General features: G+C 54.3%; 15 protein-coding genes and 2 tRNA genes. 7 read left to right on the top strand and 10 right to left on the bottom strand.

The window, feature by feature from the left end; genetic code table 11:
• From ACEQU8_RS08775 to ACEQU8_RS08765, 3 genes are all read right to left on the bottom strand, one after another.
• A partial coding sequence (locus tag ACEQU8_RS08775) for an efflux RND transporter periplasmic adaptor subunit (RefSeq protein ID WP_370262997.1) occupies positions 1–583 on the bottom strand: 583 nt, incomplete at its 3' end.
• Positions 584–804: 221 nt separating this feature from the next.
• Positions 805–880, bottom strand: a tRNA-Glu gene (locus tag ACEQU8_RS08770).
• 33 nt (positions 881–913) lie between these two features.
• Positions 914–989, bottom strand: a tRNA-Ala gene (locus ACEQU8_RS08765).
• 178 nt (positions 990–1,167) lie between these two features.
• Between ACEQU8_RS08765 and ACEQU8_RS08760 the strand changes: the two genes are divergently transcribed.
• From ACEQU8_RS08760 to ACEQU8_RS08745, 4 genes are all read left to right on the top strand, one after another.
• Positions 1,168–1,755: an NUDIX hydrolase gene (locus tag ACEQU8_RS08760; protein ID WP_370262996.1), complete on the top strand. Its 588-nt coding sequence runs from the start codon at positions 1,168–1,170 to the stop codon at positions 1,753–1,755.
• Positions 1,752–2,480, top strand: coding sequence for a leucyl/phenylalanyl-tRNA--protein transferase (gene aat, locus ACEQU8_RS08755; protein WP_370262994.1), 729 nt, complete (start codon positions 1,752–1,754; stop codon positions 2,478–2,480). The genes ACEQU8_RS08760 and aat overlap by 4 nt, the downstream gene beginning before the upstream one ends.
• Positions 2,467–3,225, top strand: a complete 759-nt coding sequence (locus ACEQU8_RS08750) for an arginyltransferase (protein ID WP_370262993.1) — start codon at positions 2,467–2,469, stop codon at positions 3,223–3,225. The genes aat and ACEQU8_RS08750 overlap by 14 nt, the downstream gene beginning before the upstream one ends.
• Before the next feature lie 99 nt (positions 3,226–3,324).
• Positions 3,325–4,386 (top strand): quinone-dependent dihydroorotate dehydrogenase, encoded by a 1,062-nt coding sequence (locus ACEQU8_RS08745; RefSeq protein ID WP_370262998.1) that lies wholly within the window; start codon positions 3,325–3,327, stop codon positions 4,384–4,386.
• 33 nt (positions 4,387–4,419) lie between these two features.
• Here the strand turns inward: ACEQU8_RS08745 and ACEQU8_RS08740 are convergent, their stop codons facing one another.
• Together ACEQU8_RS08740 and ACEQU8_RS08735 are read right to left on the bottom strand one after the other, a co-directional pair.
• The gene (locus ACEQU8_RS08740; protein WP_370262992.1) at positions 4,420–5,829 is read right to left on the bottom strand and encodes a LutB/LldF family L-lactate oxidation iron-sulfur protein; all 1,410 of its coding nucleotides are present in this window, start codon (positions 5,827–5,829) and stop codon (positions 4,420–4,422) included.
• 12 nt (positions 5,830–5,841) lie between these two features.
• Positions 5,842–6,585, bottom strand: coding sequence for a (Fe-S)-binding protein (locus ACEQU8_RS08735; RefSeq protein WP_370262990.1), 744 nt, complete (start codon positions 6,583–6,585; stop codon positions 5,842–5,844).
• A 136-nt stretch (positions 6,586–6,721) separates the two neighbouring features.
• Here ACEQU8_RS08735 and ACEQU8_RS08730 point away from each other — a divergent pair, with 136 nt between their 5' ends.
• A complete protein-coding gene (locus ACEQU8_RS08730; protein WP_370262989.1) occupies positions 6,722–7,522 on the top strand; it encodes an IclR family transcriptional regulator in 801 nt (266 codons plus the stop codon).
• A 2-nt stretch (positions 7,523–7,524) separates the two neighbouring features.
• Here ACEQU8_RS08730 and ACEQU8_RS08725 read toward each other — a convergent pair whose 3' ends face one another.
• Positions 7,525–8,385 (bottom strand): serine hydrolase, encoded by an 861-nt coding sequence (locus ACEQU8_RS08725; protein ID WP_370262988.1) that lies wholly within the window; start codon positions 8,383–8,385, stop codon positions 7,525–7,527.
• 88 nt (positions 8,386–8,473) lie between these two features.
• Positions 8,474–9,445, bottom strand: coding sequence for a histone deacetylase (locus ACEQU8_RS08720; RefSeq protein WP_370262987.1), 972 nt, complete (start codon positions 9,443–9,445; stop codon positions 8,474–8,476).
• 178 nt (positions 9,446–9,623) lie between these two features.
• Here ACEQU8_RS08720 and ACEQU8_RS08715 point away from each other — a divergent pair, with 178 nt between their 5' ends.
• Entirely contained in the window at positions 9,624–10,181 is a 558-nt protein-coding gene (locus ACEQU8_RS08715; protein ID WP_370262985.1) for a phasin family protein, read from the top strand.
• A 150-nt stretch (positions 10,182–10,331) separates the two neighbouring features.
• Here the strand turns inward: ACEQU8_RS08715 and ACEQU8_RS08710 are convergent, their stop codons facing one another.
• The 3 genes from ACEQU8_RS08710 to hrpA are packed head-to-tail and all read right to left on the bottom strand — an operon-like array spanning position 10,332 to position 15,811.
• Positions 10,332–11,114: a competence/damage-inducible protein A gene (locus ACEQU8_RS08710; RefSeq protein ID WP_370262984.1), complete on the bottom strand. Its 783-nt coding sequence runs from the start codon at positions 11,112–11,114 to the stop codon at positions 10,332–10,334.
• A 6-nt stretch (positions 11,115–11,120) separates the two neighbouring features.
• Entirely contained in the window at positions 11,121–11,873 is a 753-nt protein-coding gene (locus ACEQU8_RS08705) for an EI24 domain-containing protein (RefSeq protein ID WP_370262983.1), read from the bottom strand.
• An 8-nt stretch (positions 11,874–11,881) separates the two neighbouring features.
• Positions 11,882–15,811, bottom strand: coding sequence for an ATP-dependent RNA helicase HrpA (gene hrpA / locus ACEQU8_RS08700; protein ID WP_370262981.1), 3,930 nt, complete (start codon positions 15,809–15,811; stop codon positions 11,882–11,884).
• A gap of 157 nt (positions 15,812–15,968) precedes the next feature.
• Between hrpA and argA the strand changes: the two genes are divergently transcribed.
• The coding region (argA, locus tag ACEQU8_RS08695) for an amino-acid N-acetyltransferase (RefSeq protein ID WP_370262980.1) at positions 15,969–16,843 on the top strand (875 nt) is incomplete at its 3' end.

Below are 16,843 nucleotides of genomic sequence, written 5' to 3'. Positions count from 1 at the left end.
CCGTGATCAAAACACTGGGCCCCACGCGCTGCCCCGGATCCACATCGGGTATGCCCACCACGCCATCAAAAGGCGCACGAATCTTGCGGTACTCGATATTAAGCTTGGCTTGCTCCACTGCCACTTTGGCCGCCTCGTGGTCAGCCTGTGCGGTTTCTACCTGGGACTGCGGCACGGCTCCCTTTTGCACGGCTTGCTGATAGCGCTCCAACAGACTTTTGGTGCTGGCCAATTGAACCATGGCCAATTTGAGCGCAAGTTGCTGTTCGCGGTCGTCTTGTTGAACCAGCACCTGGCCACGCTTTACTTTTTGCTGCGCCTTGAAGTGGACCGACACCACCTCTTCTTCGACATTGGGGTAGATTTCTGCAGAACGCTGTGCCCAAGCCGTTGCAGTGGTTTCAAACTGGTTGGCAGTTTGGCTTTGGGCCACTTGTTGAACCAGCACCTTCGGCGCCATGGAGGGTTTGCCTGATTTGCCGGCCATCAATGCAGGGCCCGTGTTTGCCGCATACACCAGGTAAGCTGCCACCGAACCCATACACAACGATAAAAGAACCAGCCAAAATTTTTTGCCCAACACACAGGCTCCAAGCCACACAAGGTGGAAACAGAATTACAGCAAACAATACCGTATTCCAGACTTGGTTTAAGCGCTAAAGTTCGACCACTGGGTGTGCTTTAGGGTATTCCCCGGGGACGGCCAGGGTAACAAACCCGAAGCCTGCAGATGTAAAAGTTTGCAATCAAAGGAAGCTAAAAAGCCAAAAGCCCGAAGGCGACTAACCTTCGGGCTTTTATATTTGGCATCCCCAAGGGGATTCGAACCCCTGTTACCGCCGTGAAAGGGCGGTGTCCTAGGCCTCTAGACGATGGGGACCTAAAACGTGTGTTTGCGTGGCAAACTTTGCTTTGGTGGAGGTAAGCGGGATCGAACCGCTGACCTCTTGCATGCCATGCAAGCGCTCTCCCAGCTGAGCTATACCCCCGTAAGCAGAGACCGAAATTATGTAGCACTTTTTTTATTTTGTCAACACCTGAGTGTTAACTTTTAAAACTGCTTTTCGGTTTTGCCACCGTTGCCTCAGCAACTTGAGCAGCCCGAATTATACACACAAATGTCGGTTACACTGCAAGCGGTTTCATACAATTTATTGCAGCAACGCCATGAAATTTTGCAGTGCATGTGCCAGCCCATTGGAGCTGAAAATACCCACTGGCGACAACCGCGAACGCCACTGTTGCAACCACTGCGGGGCCATTCATTACATCAACCCAAAAATTGTGGTGGGTACCATACCAACCTACCGAGGCAAAGTGTTGCTATGCAAACGCGCAATCGAGCCCCGCTACGGTTTTTGGACCCTGCCAGCGGGTTTTATGGAATTAAAGGAAACCACCCATGAAGGCGCACTGCGCGAAACATGGGAGGAAGCAGGTGCCCGTGTTGCACTGGGCCCTTTGTTCACCATGTTTGACGTACTGCGGGCCGAGCAGGTGCATTTGTTTTTCAGGGCCACGCTGGAAGAACCAGTTTTTTGCGCCGGGGAAGAAAGTCTGGATGTGCGCCTGTTTGACGAACAAGACATTCCTTGGGACGAACTCGCTTTTAAAACAGTGACCCAAACATTAAAGCTGTTTTTTGAAGATCGCCGACAAGGTCGTTACAGCCTGCACACAGGCGATGTGTTTGGTCACACCGATTGGCAGCCCAACGATTTTTTGGCCCAGCACAAGCCGTACACCCAAGGATGACGCAGCCCACCATTCCGTGGCTGCTAAGCCCAAATGATTTTCCTGTCACATCTCAGGCCCTGCGATATCCGCCGGGGCTGCTGGCCGCGAGCCAACACATCAGTGCCGACTGGCTGATGCAAAGTTATCCGCGCGGCATTTTCCCTTGGTATTCGCACGGCGAGCCCGTGCTGTGGTGGAGCACATCGCCGCGCGCAGTGTTGTATCTGGAAGAATTTAAGTTACACCGCTCTTTGCGCAAAACCATTAGACGCCAAACGCAAGACAAGTCGCGCCGTATCACCCTGAACATGGCCTTTGAACAAGTGATGCGAGCTTGTGCCGAGCCCCGGCCAGGGCAGGACGGAACCTGGATCACGGAGGATGTCTTATCCGCCTACTGCGAACTGCACCAACGCGGGCACGCACATTCAGTGGAGCACTGGCATGAAGGGCAATTGGTGGGTGGTCTGTATTGTGTTGCCTTTGGCCAAATGGTCTACGGCGAGAGCATGTTTGCCAAACAGACAGATGCCTCCAAAGTGGCGTTTGCTCACTGGGTGTATTGGCTAAAAGCGCAGAATGTGCGCATAATGGACTGCCAGCAGGCGACCAGTCATTTAATGTCTTTTGGGGCACGCACCATAAGCCGCGAAACCTTTGAGTACGAGATGGCGCAGGCTGTAATACAACCGGGCTTGACATGGCAGCCCTGTGAATTAAAGTGGACGCATGACTCGACCTAAGGAACTTCCTTTTTCCACGCTGCAGTTTTATTCCACAGCGCCCTACCCCTGCAGCTACCTCGCTGACAGGTTGGCCCGCTCCCAGGTGGCCACTCCCAGTCATTTGATCAACGCCGATGTTTACAGTGAACTGGTACGCATGGGTTTCCGCCGAAGCGGCCTGTTTACCTACAAACCTCTGTGTGATGGTTGCAAAGCGTGCAAGCCCCTGCGGCTTGAGGTGGCCGGGTTTGCGACCAATCGCAGCCAGCGCAGAATTTTTAAGTTGTTTTCTGGCCTGAAACCCAGTGTGCAACGCCTGCACTTTGATGCAGAACACTATGCCCTTTACCTTAAATACCAGTCGGCCCGCCACCATGGTGGCGGTATGGACGAGGACAGCCGCGAACAATATTCGCAGTTTTTGCTGCAAACCCGGGTGAATTCGCGTTTGGTGGAGTTCCGCGATGCCGAGCAAAAGCTTTTGATGGTGTCGATCATTGATATCCTCACCGACGGCCTGTCATCGGTCTACACCTTCTTTGACCCCGAGATCAAAGGGGGCTTGGGTGTGTATGGCGTACTCTGGCAAATCGAGCAATGCAAGGACCTCGCACTTCCTTATTTGTATCTGGGCTACTGGATTGAAGAAAGCGAGAAAATGGCTTACAAAGCGCGGTTTTCTTCAGCACAGGTGCTTCAAGACGGACGCTGGGGCCCGCTACCTGCCGCCACCCTGGGCAACAACACGTCAAAACATCAATAAGACCGCCCTGCTCCACCAACCCACTGGCGGCCTTTTTGCTCCCACATTGCCTGCTCCAACGATACAATGCAGGCCAATGCAATGCTTCCGATTCAAACCATGATGTTGCCCTACGCCCTGATTCGCCCCGCCCTGTTTGCCTTGTCGCCCGAAAGGGCCCATGAAGTCACCTTTGGAAGCCTGCATACCCTGCGCAAGTTGGGCCTGCTTAAGCCCCTACTGGGGCCCGCAGTGGCAGACCCCGTTCGCATCATGGGCATCGACTTTCCCAACAGGGTTGGTTTGGCGGCTGGCTTAGACAAAGATGCCGCGCACCTGGATGAGTTGTCCCACCTTGGGTTTGGCTTTCTGGAAGTGGGCACAGTGACCCCCAAGGCACAACCGGGCAACCCCCAACCTCGCCTGTTCCGTTTGCCCTCCGCCCAAGCGCTGATCAATCGCATGGGTTTTAACAACCATGGGGTGGACAATCTGATTCACAATGTGAAAACCAGCAGCTATGGTGGTGTTCTAGGCATCAATATTGGCAAAAACGCCGCCACGCCAGTGGAAAAAGCCAACGATGACTACCTGGCGGCTTTGGAAGCGGTATACCCCTACGCCACTTACATCACGGTCAATATTTCTTCGCCCAACACCAAAAACCTGCGTGACCTGCAAGGCGGCGACCAACTTGACCAGTTGTTAAGCGCACTAAAAGACAAGCAAAAGCAATTGGCCGATGAGCATGGGCAATACAAACCGATGGCATTGAAGATTGCGCCCGACCTGGACGATGAACAAATCGAAGCCATTGCACAACGCCTGATCCATTATGGTTTCGATGGTGTGATTGCCACCAACACCACGATTGACAAAAGCAGCGTAAGTCACCTTGAACACGGGCAGGAGCAAGGCGGGTTGAGCGGCGCGCCAGTGTTGAGCAAATCCACCCATGTGATTGCTCAGCTTTACAAGGCTTTGGGGGACGACATCCCCATCATTGGCGTTGGTGGAATTTCCAGTGGTGAACACGCCGTTGAAAAAATTCGCGCAGGCGCGAAGGCAGTGCAAATTTATACCGGCCTGATTTACAAAGGCCCCGCCCTGGTTACAGAATGTGCGGCCACCATTGAATTAAACTGTAACCCCAAGCGCGCCCTGCGCATGAAAAGACGCTAGGGGGCACTTGCTGGGGACAAAGGCCCCACACTTTCAAGACTGCTGGCGTTTTTTGTACAAGGCAGAAAAAGTTTCGCCGTGAGGTGCCGGAAAGTCACGCTGTGCAGTCCATCCGCTTGCTCCGGGCAAATTCGAAATACTGCCCTTGCGTTTGCCCCACCATGCCAATAGTTTTACGGCCACCTGGGTCCCAAGGCGATATAGCCAGGGCCTTGCCGCCGCAAACGCCCACAGGCGCAGCCCCAAGCGCTCTTTCCAGGGGCGCATCCCGCGATCAAACTGCTGTTCACGCAATTTGCGCAACAAGTCTGGCAAAGGAATTTTAACGGGGCACACCACATGGCACTCGCCGCACAAGGTGGCAGCCTGGGGCAGATCCGGGGCTTTGTCCAAACCCACATAGCTCGGCGTGAGCACCGACCCCATGGGCCCGGGGTACACCCAGCCATATGCATGACCGCCAATTTTTTGATACACGGGGCAGTGGTTCATGCAGGCGCCACACTTGATGCACCGAAGCATCTCTTGAAACTCGCCACCCAACAGGCCGCTGCGCCCACCGTCCACCAGCACAAAGTACATGTGCTCCGGGCCGTCCAGGTCGCCATCGCGTTTGGGCCCCGTGAGCAAAGACACATAATTTGAAATGCTCTGCCCCGTGGCAGAACGAGGCAGCAAGCGAATCAGTGTCGCAAAGTCTTCCAGCGTGGGCACCACTTTCTCGATGCCGGTGACTGCGACATGCACGCGCGGGTTGATGGTGCACATGCCTTCGTTGCCCTCGTTGGTCACCAAGGCCACACTGCCGGTTTCTGCAATCACAAAATTGCCACCTGTTACACCCATGTCGGCCGCCAAAAACTCCGGACGCAAAATTTCGCGAGCCTCGCGAGTCATCTCGGGAATGTCAGTCTTACGAGGCAGGTGATGAACCTTTTCAAACAAATCGGCAATTTGTTCTTTGTCTTTGTGAACCACCGGCGCAATGATGTGACTGGGCGGCTCGTTGTTGTTGATTTGAAGAATGTATTCGCCCAAATCGGTTTCACGTACTTTTACATCGGCTGCTTCAAGGGCTTTGTTCAAGGCCATCTCTTCGGTAACCATCGACTTGGATTTGATCACCGATTTAACACCGTGGCGCTTGGCGATTTTGACAACCAACTGCGCGGCCTCTTGAGGCGTTCGCGCAAACAAGACCGTGGCACCGGCCTTGCTTGCATTTTGCTCAAACAGCTCTAGCCACACATCCAGGTTCTGAATACTTCGATTGCGAATAGCCACAGCCGCGCTGCGGGTGCCCTCAAAATCTTCCAGCTCGGTGATGCTGTTGGCGCGGGCATTCACGAACTTGCCCGACAAGCGCTTTAAGTTTTCTTGCAAGCGTTTGTCGTTGAGCTTTTCTACCGACTTTCGCTCAAAAAACATGCTTTGAACCTGCATACAAGCCCCCTGCTACACCTGACCAGGCTTGCGCCCGGTGAGTAACTCTGCCACGTGCAACACCTCGGTGTTTTCGCCCATGCGCCTTAAACGACCCTCGATGTTGAGCATGCAACCCAAATCGCCCAGCACCACAGCCTGAGCGCCTGTGGCTTTGATTTGCTCGCATTTGTCGGTGCAAATGGCAGCTGACACATCGCCATACTTCAGGGAAAATGTGCCTCCAAAGCCGCAACATTGGCGGCTGTCCTTCATTTCATCCAACTGCACACCGCCCATGGCTTGGATGAGCGCACGGGGTTGTTTTTGCACCCCCAACTCGCGCAGACCACTGCAGGAGTCGTGGTAAGTCACTTTTTGTACACTGGCCTTGCTGGCCAGCTTTACTCGATCCATGCCAAGAACATTGACCATGAAGTCTGTTAACTCATAGGTTTTTTGAGCCACCCTGGCCGCGCGAAGTCTAAGGTCCGGGTCGTTCTTAAACACATCATTGTAATGCACCCTCACCATGCCAGCGCACGATCCGGAGGGCGCGACCACATAGTCAAATTGCTCAAACTCATTGAGCCATTTCAAAGCCAATGTGCGGGTGTCGGCCGCATCACCAGAATTCCAGGCTGGTTGACCACAGCAAGTTTGGGCCTGGGGCACCAACACCTCGCAGCCCGCAGACTCCAACAATTCGAGCGCCGAAAACCCAATCGACGGGCGCATGGAATCGACCAAACATGTAACAAACAAACCAACCCGCAAAGCCTGCTCCAGCGTGTACTAAAACGTGTTGAGTGTAAGCAGCGCGCTGGTTTGCAGCCAGTAGTGATAACCATAAGGCATGACGCATTTCACCATATGGTTTACACTTGTCACATCATGAGAAGGAAAATATGCGATGAGTGATGAGTCGGTGGGCCGAACCAGCATCCAGGTCATTGAGCGAATGATGCAGTTGCTCGATGCCCTGGCTGCACACCAAGACCCGGTGGCCTTGAAAGACCTGGCCAGAGACACCAAATTACACCCCTCCACAGCCCATCGCATTTTGAACGATCTGGTTGCATGCCGCTTGGTGGACCGAACCGACCCTGGCCTGTACCGACTAGGCATGCGCTTGCTGGAGCTTGGTAACCTGGTGAAGGCCCGCTTGAATGTGCGGGAAGCAGCACTGGATTTGATGCGCAAGCTGCACCGCTTGACCGGCCAAACCGTCAATTTGTCAGTGCGCCAAGGCGACGAGATTGTGTATGTGGACCGGGCCTACAGCGAGCGCTCTGGCATGCAGGTGGTACGCGCCATCGGTGGGCGGGCCCCCTTGCATCTTACATCCACGGGCAAATTGTTTTTGGCCAGCGACACCCCAGAAAACCTCAAGGCCTACGCCGACCGCAGCACCTTGCGCGGTACCACAGTCAACAGCATCACCTCGCTGGAGCAACTTGAACGTGAGCTAATCCAGGTGCGTAGCGATGGTTACGCGCGCGACAACGAGGAGTTGGAAATGGGCGTGCGTTGTATGGCCGCAGGCATTTTCGATGACTCATCCAAGCTGATTGCAGGGTTATCGATTTCTGCACCGGCAGATCGCATTCAGGAAGACTGGCTGCAAGAGCTAATACACACGGCACAGCGAATTAGCGCCTCTTTGGGGTGGCAGGGCCGTGTGTCGCCACCCAGTGGGCGTTTCAGGCTGTAACTTTAGTTGTGGCTACTCACCACGTAGCGACGGATGCGCTCAGCATCGGCCATGCGGGCCTGTGAACCCAATGCGTCTAGCAAGACGATGATCAGGTTGCGCTCGCCAACCCGGGCTTTCATCACTAAACAGCGACCCGCTTCATTGATAAAGCCGGTTTTTTGAAGGTCGATGTCCCATTCCTTGCTTTTAATCAGCCGGTTGGTGTTCCTGAAGTTCAGAACACCACGGTCTGACTGGACGGAAAACTGCGGATCGGTCGAGAACTGACGAATCAACGAAAATTTTTGCGCGTGCAAAACCATGCGGGCCAGGTCATTGGCGCTGGAGCGATTTTGCTCTGACAAACCCGTGGTCTCGGTGAAAGTGGTGTGATACATGCCCAGCTCGCGGGCGCGGCGGTTCATTTGGTCCACGAAGGCCTGCATGCCACCGGGGAAATGGCGCCCCAAGGCAGACGCGGCGCGGTTTTCAGAGGCCATCAGCGCCAGATGGATGAGCTCCCGCCTTGTAAACTGGTTGCCCGGCTTCAAACGCGAGCGGGTGTTTTTGTAATAGTCGATGTCTTCTTGGGTAATAGAAAGCACTTCATCGAGGTCTTGGCCAGCTTCCAGTGTAACCACCACCGTCATCAGCTTGGTGATGGAGGCAATAGGCAGCACAACATGTGGATTTTTGGCGTAGAGCACCTCACGAGAATCGGCATCGGCCACCAAGGCCACAGAACTGCTCAACGAAAGGGGGTCGTGCGCATCGGCCAGGCCAGCTTTTTTACCTGTGGAAGAATTGGCAGACCAGACTGCGCCTGATTGAATCGTGAAAATGGCCACCAAAAAAGCAGCAAGCAAACGGCGCAATGTCATGAATTGTTTTTTTGATTGGTTTTGGTATGAGTTAGCGCAATTTTACGCAGAAACACAGCGACGTGCCAATCAGTTTCATCAATGAATATCAGGGATTTCCGCCCGTCAATTGAGAGTTTTGATGAATTATCGAGGCATGCAGGCCAGCGCCATATTCAGCCATGCGTGCCACCACGCCAAGTTGTAGATCGGTGAGATGTTCAAGGTCTTGGAAGTAGCCCCCCGCCATTACAGCCACCACGGGTAAAGAACGCTTGGCAGACCAGCTCAGAACCATGTTATCGCGGACCTGAATACCTTCATCAGACAAATTCAAACGCCCCAAGCGATCACCTTGGTGTACGTCAAGACCGGCCACGTAGAGCACCAACTGGGGCTGCACCTGCTGGGCGATCGATGCCAACGCCTTCTCCAAGGCCTTTAAATAGTCTTCATCGCCGGTTTGACTGGGCAAGGCGATGTCCAGGTCACTGGTCATTTTGGTGAATGGAAAGTTTTGCTCACCATGCATGGAAAAGGTAAAAATACTGGGGTCGCCACTGGCAATCGCCGCCGTGCCATCGCCTTGGTGCACATCAAGATCGATCACCAAGACCTGCGGCAAACGTTGACGTCCACGCCCGGCAGCCAGGCTGTCGGTTTGGAACACCCGCGCAGCCACCACCAGGTCGTTGAACACGCAAAACCCTGCCCCCGAATTGTGCATGGCATGGTGGGTACCTCCAGCCAAATTAACCGAAGCGCCATGCTGCATTGCACTGCGTACAGCCGCAATCGTGGCACCCACTGAACGTCTTGAACGCTCAACCATGGCCACAGACCACGGAAACCCGATGGCTTTTTGTTCATCTGCAGAAAGCAATCCATCGACCACGCGGGCAACGTACTTGGGGCAATGGGCCAGGGCCAACTGCCCATCTGTGGCTGGCGGTGGAACGGCCAGATCAACCTCAGGAAGCCGCTGCGCCACTTTGTCGCGAAGCATGCGGTACTTTTGCATCGGGAAGCGGTGCCCTTGTGGCAAAGGCAGCACGAACTCGTCAGTGTAAAAAGCTTGCATGGTGTTGAAACTACAGAACGAAGACACTTCTATTGCAATGCAACATAATTGTTGACAGCGGCGATTTTTTTGTTAGAATCGGTTTTGTGCACTGCATCAAACAGTGCTCGCAGGTGGATCCCAGTGGATGTCCACCACGACTATAAACCAATCGCGGTACACACTGACGGAGCAAATTATGTTGATGACCCCTGAACAACTGCTAGAAATTCAAAAAGCCAATCTTGAAAAAATTCTTGGCCTGAGCCAGAAATCTTTCAGCAACGTGGAAAAAGCTGTAGAGCTGAACCTGAATGCGGCCAAAATCGCTTTGGAAGACAGCGTTGAGGCGGTCAAGGCCCTGTCGTCTGCCAAAGATGTGCAAGATTTTGTGGCTGTGTCCACCTCGATTGCTCAGCCCATGTCTGAAAAAGCCGTGGCGTATGGCAAAAACGTTTACGCGCTGTCCTCCAGCATTGTGTCTGAAGCAGCCAAGTTGGTTGAAGAGCAAGTTGCTGATAGCAATAAAAAATTTGCGGAATTTCTTGAAACTGCCAGCAAAAACGCACCTGCTGGCACTGAAGGTGCTGTAGCCCTGGCCAAGTCGGCCCTGACAGCTGCCAACACAGCCTATGAAAGCGTGAGCAAAGCCACCAAGCAGGCCGTAGAAATGGCTGAAGCCAATGTAGAAGCTGCAACCAAGGCCACACTGAAGGCCACCAGCGCTGCTGCACCAAAAGCTCGCAAAGCGGCTTAATTGAACTGACTGAATTCGGGCACTGGCTGCAAGTTTCTGTTGACCTGCTGCTGGTGCCTTACTGGTGTCTCCTCGTTCCTCCTGGAACGACTTCGGTCGTGAACCTCCAAATATTCATGACTCAGGCTCACCCACAGGTGAGCCTTTTTTTTATTGCAGCAGTTCAATCGGGCATTGCATTTGCTCCAAGGTTTTAACCAGGGCGTCAAAGGCTTGGCTGACGGTCTCTTTGCATTCAGGCCCGCCACGGGCTTTCACACCCAATTCAATGTGACGGGCCAATTTGTCGTCACCCACACTGGGCAAACTAAACAAACGACAGCCAGGGAACTCGCGCTCAAGGGTCTCCATCACCGGAGTAATGCGGGCCTCGGGGGTTTTAAACAACAACAAAGAGCGCTTGTACTCCAGCGACACATGGTGAAATTGGGGATAAAGCTGGTCGAGCACCCACTCAATCATGGGCCAGGCCATCACCGGAAAACCCGGTACAAAATGGTGCCGCCCCACACTAAAACCAGCGATTCGATTGTAGGGGTTGGGAATCAAATCCACGTCAGATGGAAAGTCGGCCATTCGCAAGCGGTATTCGTCCAAAGGTTGTCCGCTTTCAGCGCAACGCTGGGCAATCAGATCAACAGCACCCGCATGGCGAACAATCGGTCGGCCCAAGGCCTGCGCGGCAGCTTGTCGAGTGTGGTCGTCTGGCGTGCCACCAATGCCGCCACAACTGAACACCACATCGTCGCTGTTAAAAGTTCGGCGCAGGGTGTCCACCAATAAATCTCGATCATCCCCCACCATTTGCACCCAGCTTAGCGATAAACCGCGCGCACCCAAGCGTTCTATAACAGCAGGCACATGCTTGTCTTGCCGAAGACCCGACAAAATCTCATCGCCCACCACAATCAAACCAAATTTAGGCACTTGCATGTTTGTTTAACCTTCCTGCACTGCAACCACGGGATCCCCACGCAATTCGCCCAACGCGCCGAGGTAATGGCGAGTAAAAGCCAAGGCAGACATCACCGGCATAATGAGCAAAATGGGAGGAATAAAACTTAAAAAAGCGCACACCAAACCAATAAGCCATGCGGAGGTGGAGTCGCGTTTTTTAATCGCCTTGATCTCAAGCCGTGTGGCATGGCCAGACAAGGCGTCAAAACGCATCACCGCCATCAACAGGTATGCAGTCAGCAATACAGGCAACACAAAGGCCATGCCGGGAATCAACCACAATGGCAAGGTAAGCACCCAAGCCAACAAAAACACCACCACAGCGCGCAGCGTTACCCACAAGCTGTGCATCACATTGGCATCGCCTCGTTTGTCCAGGTTTTGAAATTCTTTTTCGGTGAGGAAATTCACCACGGGTGGAGTCACGTACAAGCCCGCCAGCAAAACGGCTGAGGTGGCCACCAAAGGCCACAGAAGGCCAAACACGGCCAACGGGACCAAAATGACCTTGAGCCACCCTAGCAAGGCCAGTTCATCGGCTTGCGGCACCGAGAAATCAAGCCCCAGCCAAGACAACATCCACACCGCAGCATTCACCAGCGGGTCGATGGACAGCCAAATAATGACCAGCCAGAACACCGAGGCCAAGGCCACCGACACCAGCGTCAACATCAACATGCGCGGGCGAAAGGAATCAACCAGCGCATTGATCAAAACAGACATGGCATTGTTCATACAAGCTCCTATTGTTGGCGGCGTGCGATCGCATCCCAGGCTTTTTCAAGGCGCTTTACCGACACCGGCATGGGGGTGCGCAGTTCTTGTGCAAACAGCGATACACGCAACTCCTGCAATTGCCAGGCAAACTGGTTGAGGCTCTCGTCTTCATACCCCTTCAGCTGAGCACTGGCCCGTATCCAGTTTAATTGAAGTCGGTTGATGTCCTTCATGGCGCTGCGGTCGCGGTCCTGGGAATCTCGCAAACGATCCAGGCGGATTTGGGCCGCTTTCAGGTAACGGGGATAATGCGTGAGTTGTTCCCACGGTTTTTTCAGCAAAAAATCTTTGGGCATCAACCACAGCAGTTGGGCTTGAATGTCCTGCACAGGCTCCGGGAAAGCTTTGCCTGCTGCCTGTAGCTTTTTGCACAATTGGGTGTACTCGGTAAGCACATTCATCAGCAGTCGGCCAATTTCTTGTGCGATCAGGTTCATGCGGGATTTTGCTTCCTGCACCTTGGCCAAAAACTCCGCCTCCTGGGTCGGCAGACCAGCAGCCAGCGCGCTGCGTTGCAAGGCAAGCTTGACCCACTGAGCCTGCAACTCATCTGCGCTGCCCAAGGGCATGTAAAGCATGGCCACCTTTTGGAAATCAAGCAGGTTTTTGTTCAGGTATTTCAAGGGCTCTTTGAGTGCGATTGCAAACAGGCGAAGCACACCGTTTTCGTGCACAGCCCTGGCCACACTCTCTTCGTCATAGACCTGCAATTCGCAATGCTCGCCCATGTCCTTCAGAGCAGGATAACCAAAAAATGTTTGCCCGCCCCGTGAAATTTCGAGCATCTCGGGCAAAGCGCCAAAGCTCCAGCTCACAATTTTTTGTTCGGCTGCAGCCGGCACTGCAGGCGTTGCCTGCCCCTTGCCTTTGGCGGTGGATCTGCCCTGCTCCGGAGCCTCGGCGTGCTCCGTCAAACCGGGTTTGGCCACCTGGGCCCGCACCTGCTCAACCACCGCAGACGACTTAAAGCTTTCTTGCGCCTTTTTACCCCATTCGGCCTTCAAAGCGGAAAGGCTACGCTGCATGTCGAGTTGGCGACCGTGCTCGTCCACCAACTTAAAATTCATGAAGTGGTGAGGGGCAAGCGTTTCAAGACGAAAGTCTGACACCAAGGGGCGTGCAGGGGTTTGACTTGCCACAAAGTCCCGCAGGCTCTCCAACAGTGGTTTGTCGGTGTTGGGTTGCTCAAGATGGGCCTGCAAAAACTGTTCTGCAAATTGTGGCACCGGCACACAATGGCGGCGTAGCTTTTGCGGTAGCGATTTAAGCAACTGATGTGCTTTTTCTTTGAGCATGCCAGGGACCAGCCACTCGGTTCGGGTGGTGTTCACTTGGTTTAACAGCATCAGCGGAATGGTCAGCGTGACGCCGTCGCGTGGGCTGCCCGGTTCAAAGTGGTAATTCAAATCAAACGACATGCCACTCATGTCCAGCTTCTTGGGGTAAAACTCAGTGGTGATGCCCCCTGCCCGCTTGCTCAACAAATCTTCTTTGTTCAGCTTGAGCTTATCCAAGTCGGCTTTGCTGGCTTGCTTGGCCCAGTTTTCAAGGGTTTGCTGGTTATAAACCCCCTTGGGCAAATGTTCGTCATAAAACTGGGCAATTAGCGCATCGTCCACCAAAATGTCTTGACGACGCGCCTTGTGCTCCAGCTTTTCAATTTCTTCAATGAGGCGCTGGTTGTGGTTGTAAAAGGCCAGGTGGGTTTTAAGCTGGCCAGGCACCAAACCTTCTTGAATCATGAGGCTGCGCGCACTCTCGGGATTAAACCGGGCCAGGCTGACACGCCGCTGGGAATATATGGGCAAGCCATAAATGGTGCCAGTTTCCATGGCCACCGCTTGGCCTGAACTTTTCTCCCAGTGCGGGTTGTTGTGGTTGCGCTTGACCAAATGCTCGCCCACTTTCTCGATCCATTCGGCCTGAACTTTGGCAACACAACGTGCGTACAGGCGAGTGGTCTCCACCAACTCTGCGGCCATCAGCCACTTTCCACCTTTTTTGAAGAGGTTGGAGCCCGGGTGAATGGCAAACTTAATGCCCCGCGCTCCAAGGTAAACCGGCTCGGTCTCGTGTTTCAAGCCCAGGTTACCCAGCAAACCCGACATCAGTGCCATGTGAATTTGGTCGTAATTCGCCGGCAAGGCATTGATTTTCCAGTGCTGCTCTTTGGCCATGGCAGCAAGTTGCTGGTGCACCTCGGTCCACTCACGCAGTCGGTTGGCCGACAAAAACTTGCGCTGCATGGCTGTTTTCATCTCGCGATTGCTGAGTTCTTTTCCACGCAAGCTCTGGTAGTACGCCCACAACTTCAAGAACGACATAAAGTCGGAATCAGGGTCTTGAAACTCTTGCTGGGCCTGGTCGGCTGCCTCTTGGGCGTCCAGCGGACGTTCACGCGGGTCTTGAATCGACAAGGCTGCGGCCAACACCAGCACTTCGGCCAAGCAAGCCCGATGCGCAGCCTCAAACAGCATGCGGGCGATGCGGGGGTCCAGCGGCAGCTTGGCCAGGGAACGTCCAATTTTTGTAAGCTGACCCGCATCGTCCAAGGCGTTCAATTCAGCCAGCAACTGGTAGCCATCCGCAATGGCGCGCCCCATGGGGCGTTGCAAAAACGGAAATTCTTCCACCTCGGTGAGGTGCAGGCTTTTCATGCGCAAAATCACCGAGGCCAGCGATGAACGTAGAATCTCGGGGTCGGTAAAATCACTGCGCGATTGGAAATCTTGTTCGCTGTACAAGCGGATACAAATGCCGTTGGCCACCCGCCCGCAGCGGCCCGCCCGCTGGTTGGCTGAGGCCTTTGAAATGCGCTCCACTTGAAGCATTTCAACCTTGTTGCGGTAGCTGTAACGTTTTACACGGGCCACGCCAGTGTCGATGACGTAGCGGATGCCGGGCACCGTCAGCGAGGTTTCTGCCACGTTGGTGGACAACACAATGCGCCGCCGCCCACTGGGTTTAAAAATTCGGTCTTGTTCTTGCGCGGTAAGGCGTGCAAACAAGGGCAAAATTTCCATGCTTTGGCGCAGGTTTTTGCCCAAAAAGTGCGCCATGTCGCGAATTTCGCGCTCACCGGGCAAAAACATCAAAATATCGCCCTCGCCTTCCCGGCACAGCTCTTCAACGGCATCGAGCGCAGCTGACTGCAAAGCGTCTTCATCCACCTCATCGGGCTCGGTGCCACCCGCCTGGGTTTTTTTCTTTTTTGTGGTGTCAAAGTCGGCCGGGTCTTTGTACCGCACCTCCACGGGGTAGAGGCGGCCAGACACCTCGATCACAGGCGCGGCCTGGCCCCTGGCATCTTGAAAATGTTCGGCAAAACGTTGGGCATCAATGGTGGCGGAGGTCACAATGAGCTTGAGGTCTGGCCGCTTGGCCAGAACCTCTTTTAAATAGCCCAACAAAAAGTCGATGTTCAGGCTGCGCTCGTGCGCCTCATCAATGATGATGGTGTCGTACTTCTTGAACAGTGGATCGGTTTGGCTCTCGGCCAGCAAAATGCCATCGGTGACCAACTTGATGGCGGTTTGCGAGCTGGCCTGCTCTTGAAAGCGGATTTTATAACCCACCCACTGCCCCAACTCGCTTTGCAACTCTGCGGCAATTCGTTTGGCTGTGGCCGTGGCAGCCAACCTGCGCGGCTGCGTGTGAACAATGCTCTGGCCGTGCAGACCGCGCCCCAACTCCAGGCACATCTTTGGCAGTTGCGTGGTTTTGCCAGACCCGGTTTCTCCACACACAATCACCACCTGGTTGCCCGCAATGAGCCGCATGATGTCGGCACGCTTTTGAGAAACCGGCAATTCCTCTGGGTACTCAATGGTGGGGGCCTGAGGGTGAATTTGTTCTTTTAAGGACACAACTGAACCAGAAAAAAGATGAAAAAGCATGCCAATGACCAGAAATCGAGGCCAAGGCCGAGTGCAACACTGGACTGCGCGGGCCCAGAAATTATAATCAATGCGAGGCGGCAACACGTCAGCCTATTCGCAGAGCCCTGTTTTCATCCACCCTTTTGAGCACCATCACACCCACTAGAGCCCGCCAATGAGCAACACCCCGATGCAAGAAGACGCCGTAGACAACACTCAAACCTTCGTGGAATGGTTGCGACGTGTTGCACCCTACATTCATGCGTTTAGGGGCAAAACCTTCGTGGTGGCCGTGGATGGAGAACTGGCCTACCAGGGCTATCTAAACTCGCTGGCCCAGGATCTTTCCCTGCTGCATGCGATGGGCATGCGTATTGTGCTGGTGTGCGGCTCGCGCCCCCAGGTTGAGGAGCAGTTGGCGCTGCGCAATATTCAACCGCAATTTCACAAAGGCTGGCGAATTACAGACAAAGGCGCGCTGGAATGCGCCAAAGAAGCCGCGGGTGAGTTGCGGCTCGACATCGAAGCCGCTTTTTCACAAGGCTTGCCCAACACGCCCATGGCTCACTCGGCCATGCGAGTGGTTTCTGGCAACTTCATCACCGCTCGCCCCATGGGCATTCTGGATGGTGTTGACCTGCAGCACACCGGGCTGGTGCGCAAAGTGGATGTATCTGCCATTCAAATGAGCTTGAACAGCAGCGCCATCGTGCTGATGTCCACGCTTGGCTTTTCGCCCACTGGCGAGGCATTTAACCTCACCATGGAAGACGTGGCTACCAGCACCGCGCGGGCCATTAAAGCTGACAAACTGATTTTTGTCACCCAAATCGATGGAGTGTTTGACAAAACTGGCAAGCTGCTTGAAGAGCTTGAATTGGACCGTGCGCGTGAGCTGTTGCGAAACGGGGAGTTGAGCGAACTCACCAAAGACTACCTGGAGTGCTGTGTGCTGGCCGTGCAAAGTGGCGTGGGTCGTGCGCACATTGTGCCGCTTAACCTGGACGGTGGCGTGCTGCTTGAATTGTTCTCCCACGATGGCGTGGGCAC

Origin of the sequence: Limnobacter sp., assembly GCF_964228395.1 — a bacterium.
GTDB lineage: Bacteria > Pseudomonadota > Gammaproteobacteria > Burkholderiales > Burkholderiaceae_B > Limnobacter.
This window is presented reverse-complemented; position numbering and strand designations above follow the sequence as displayed.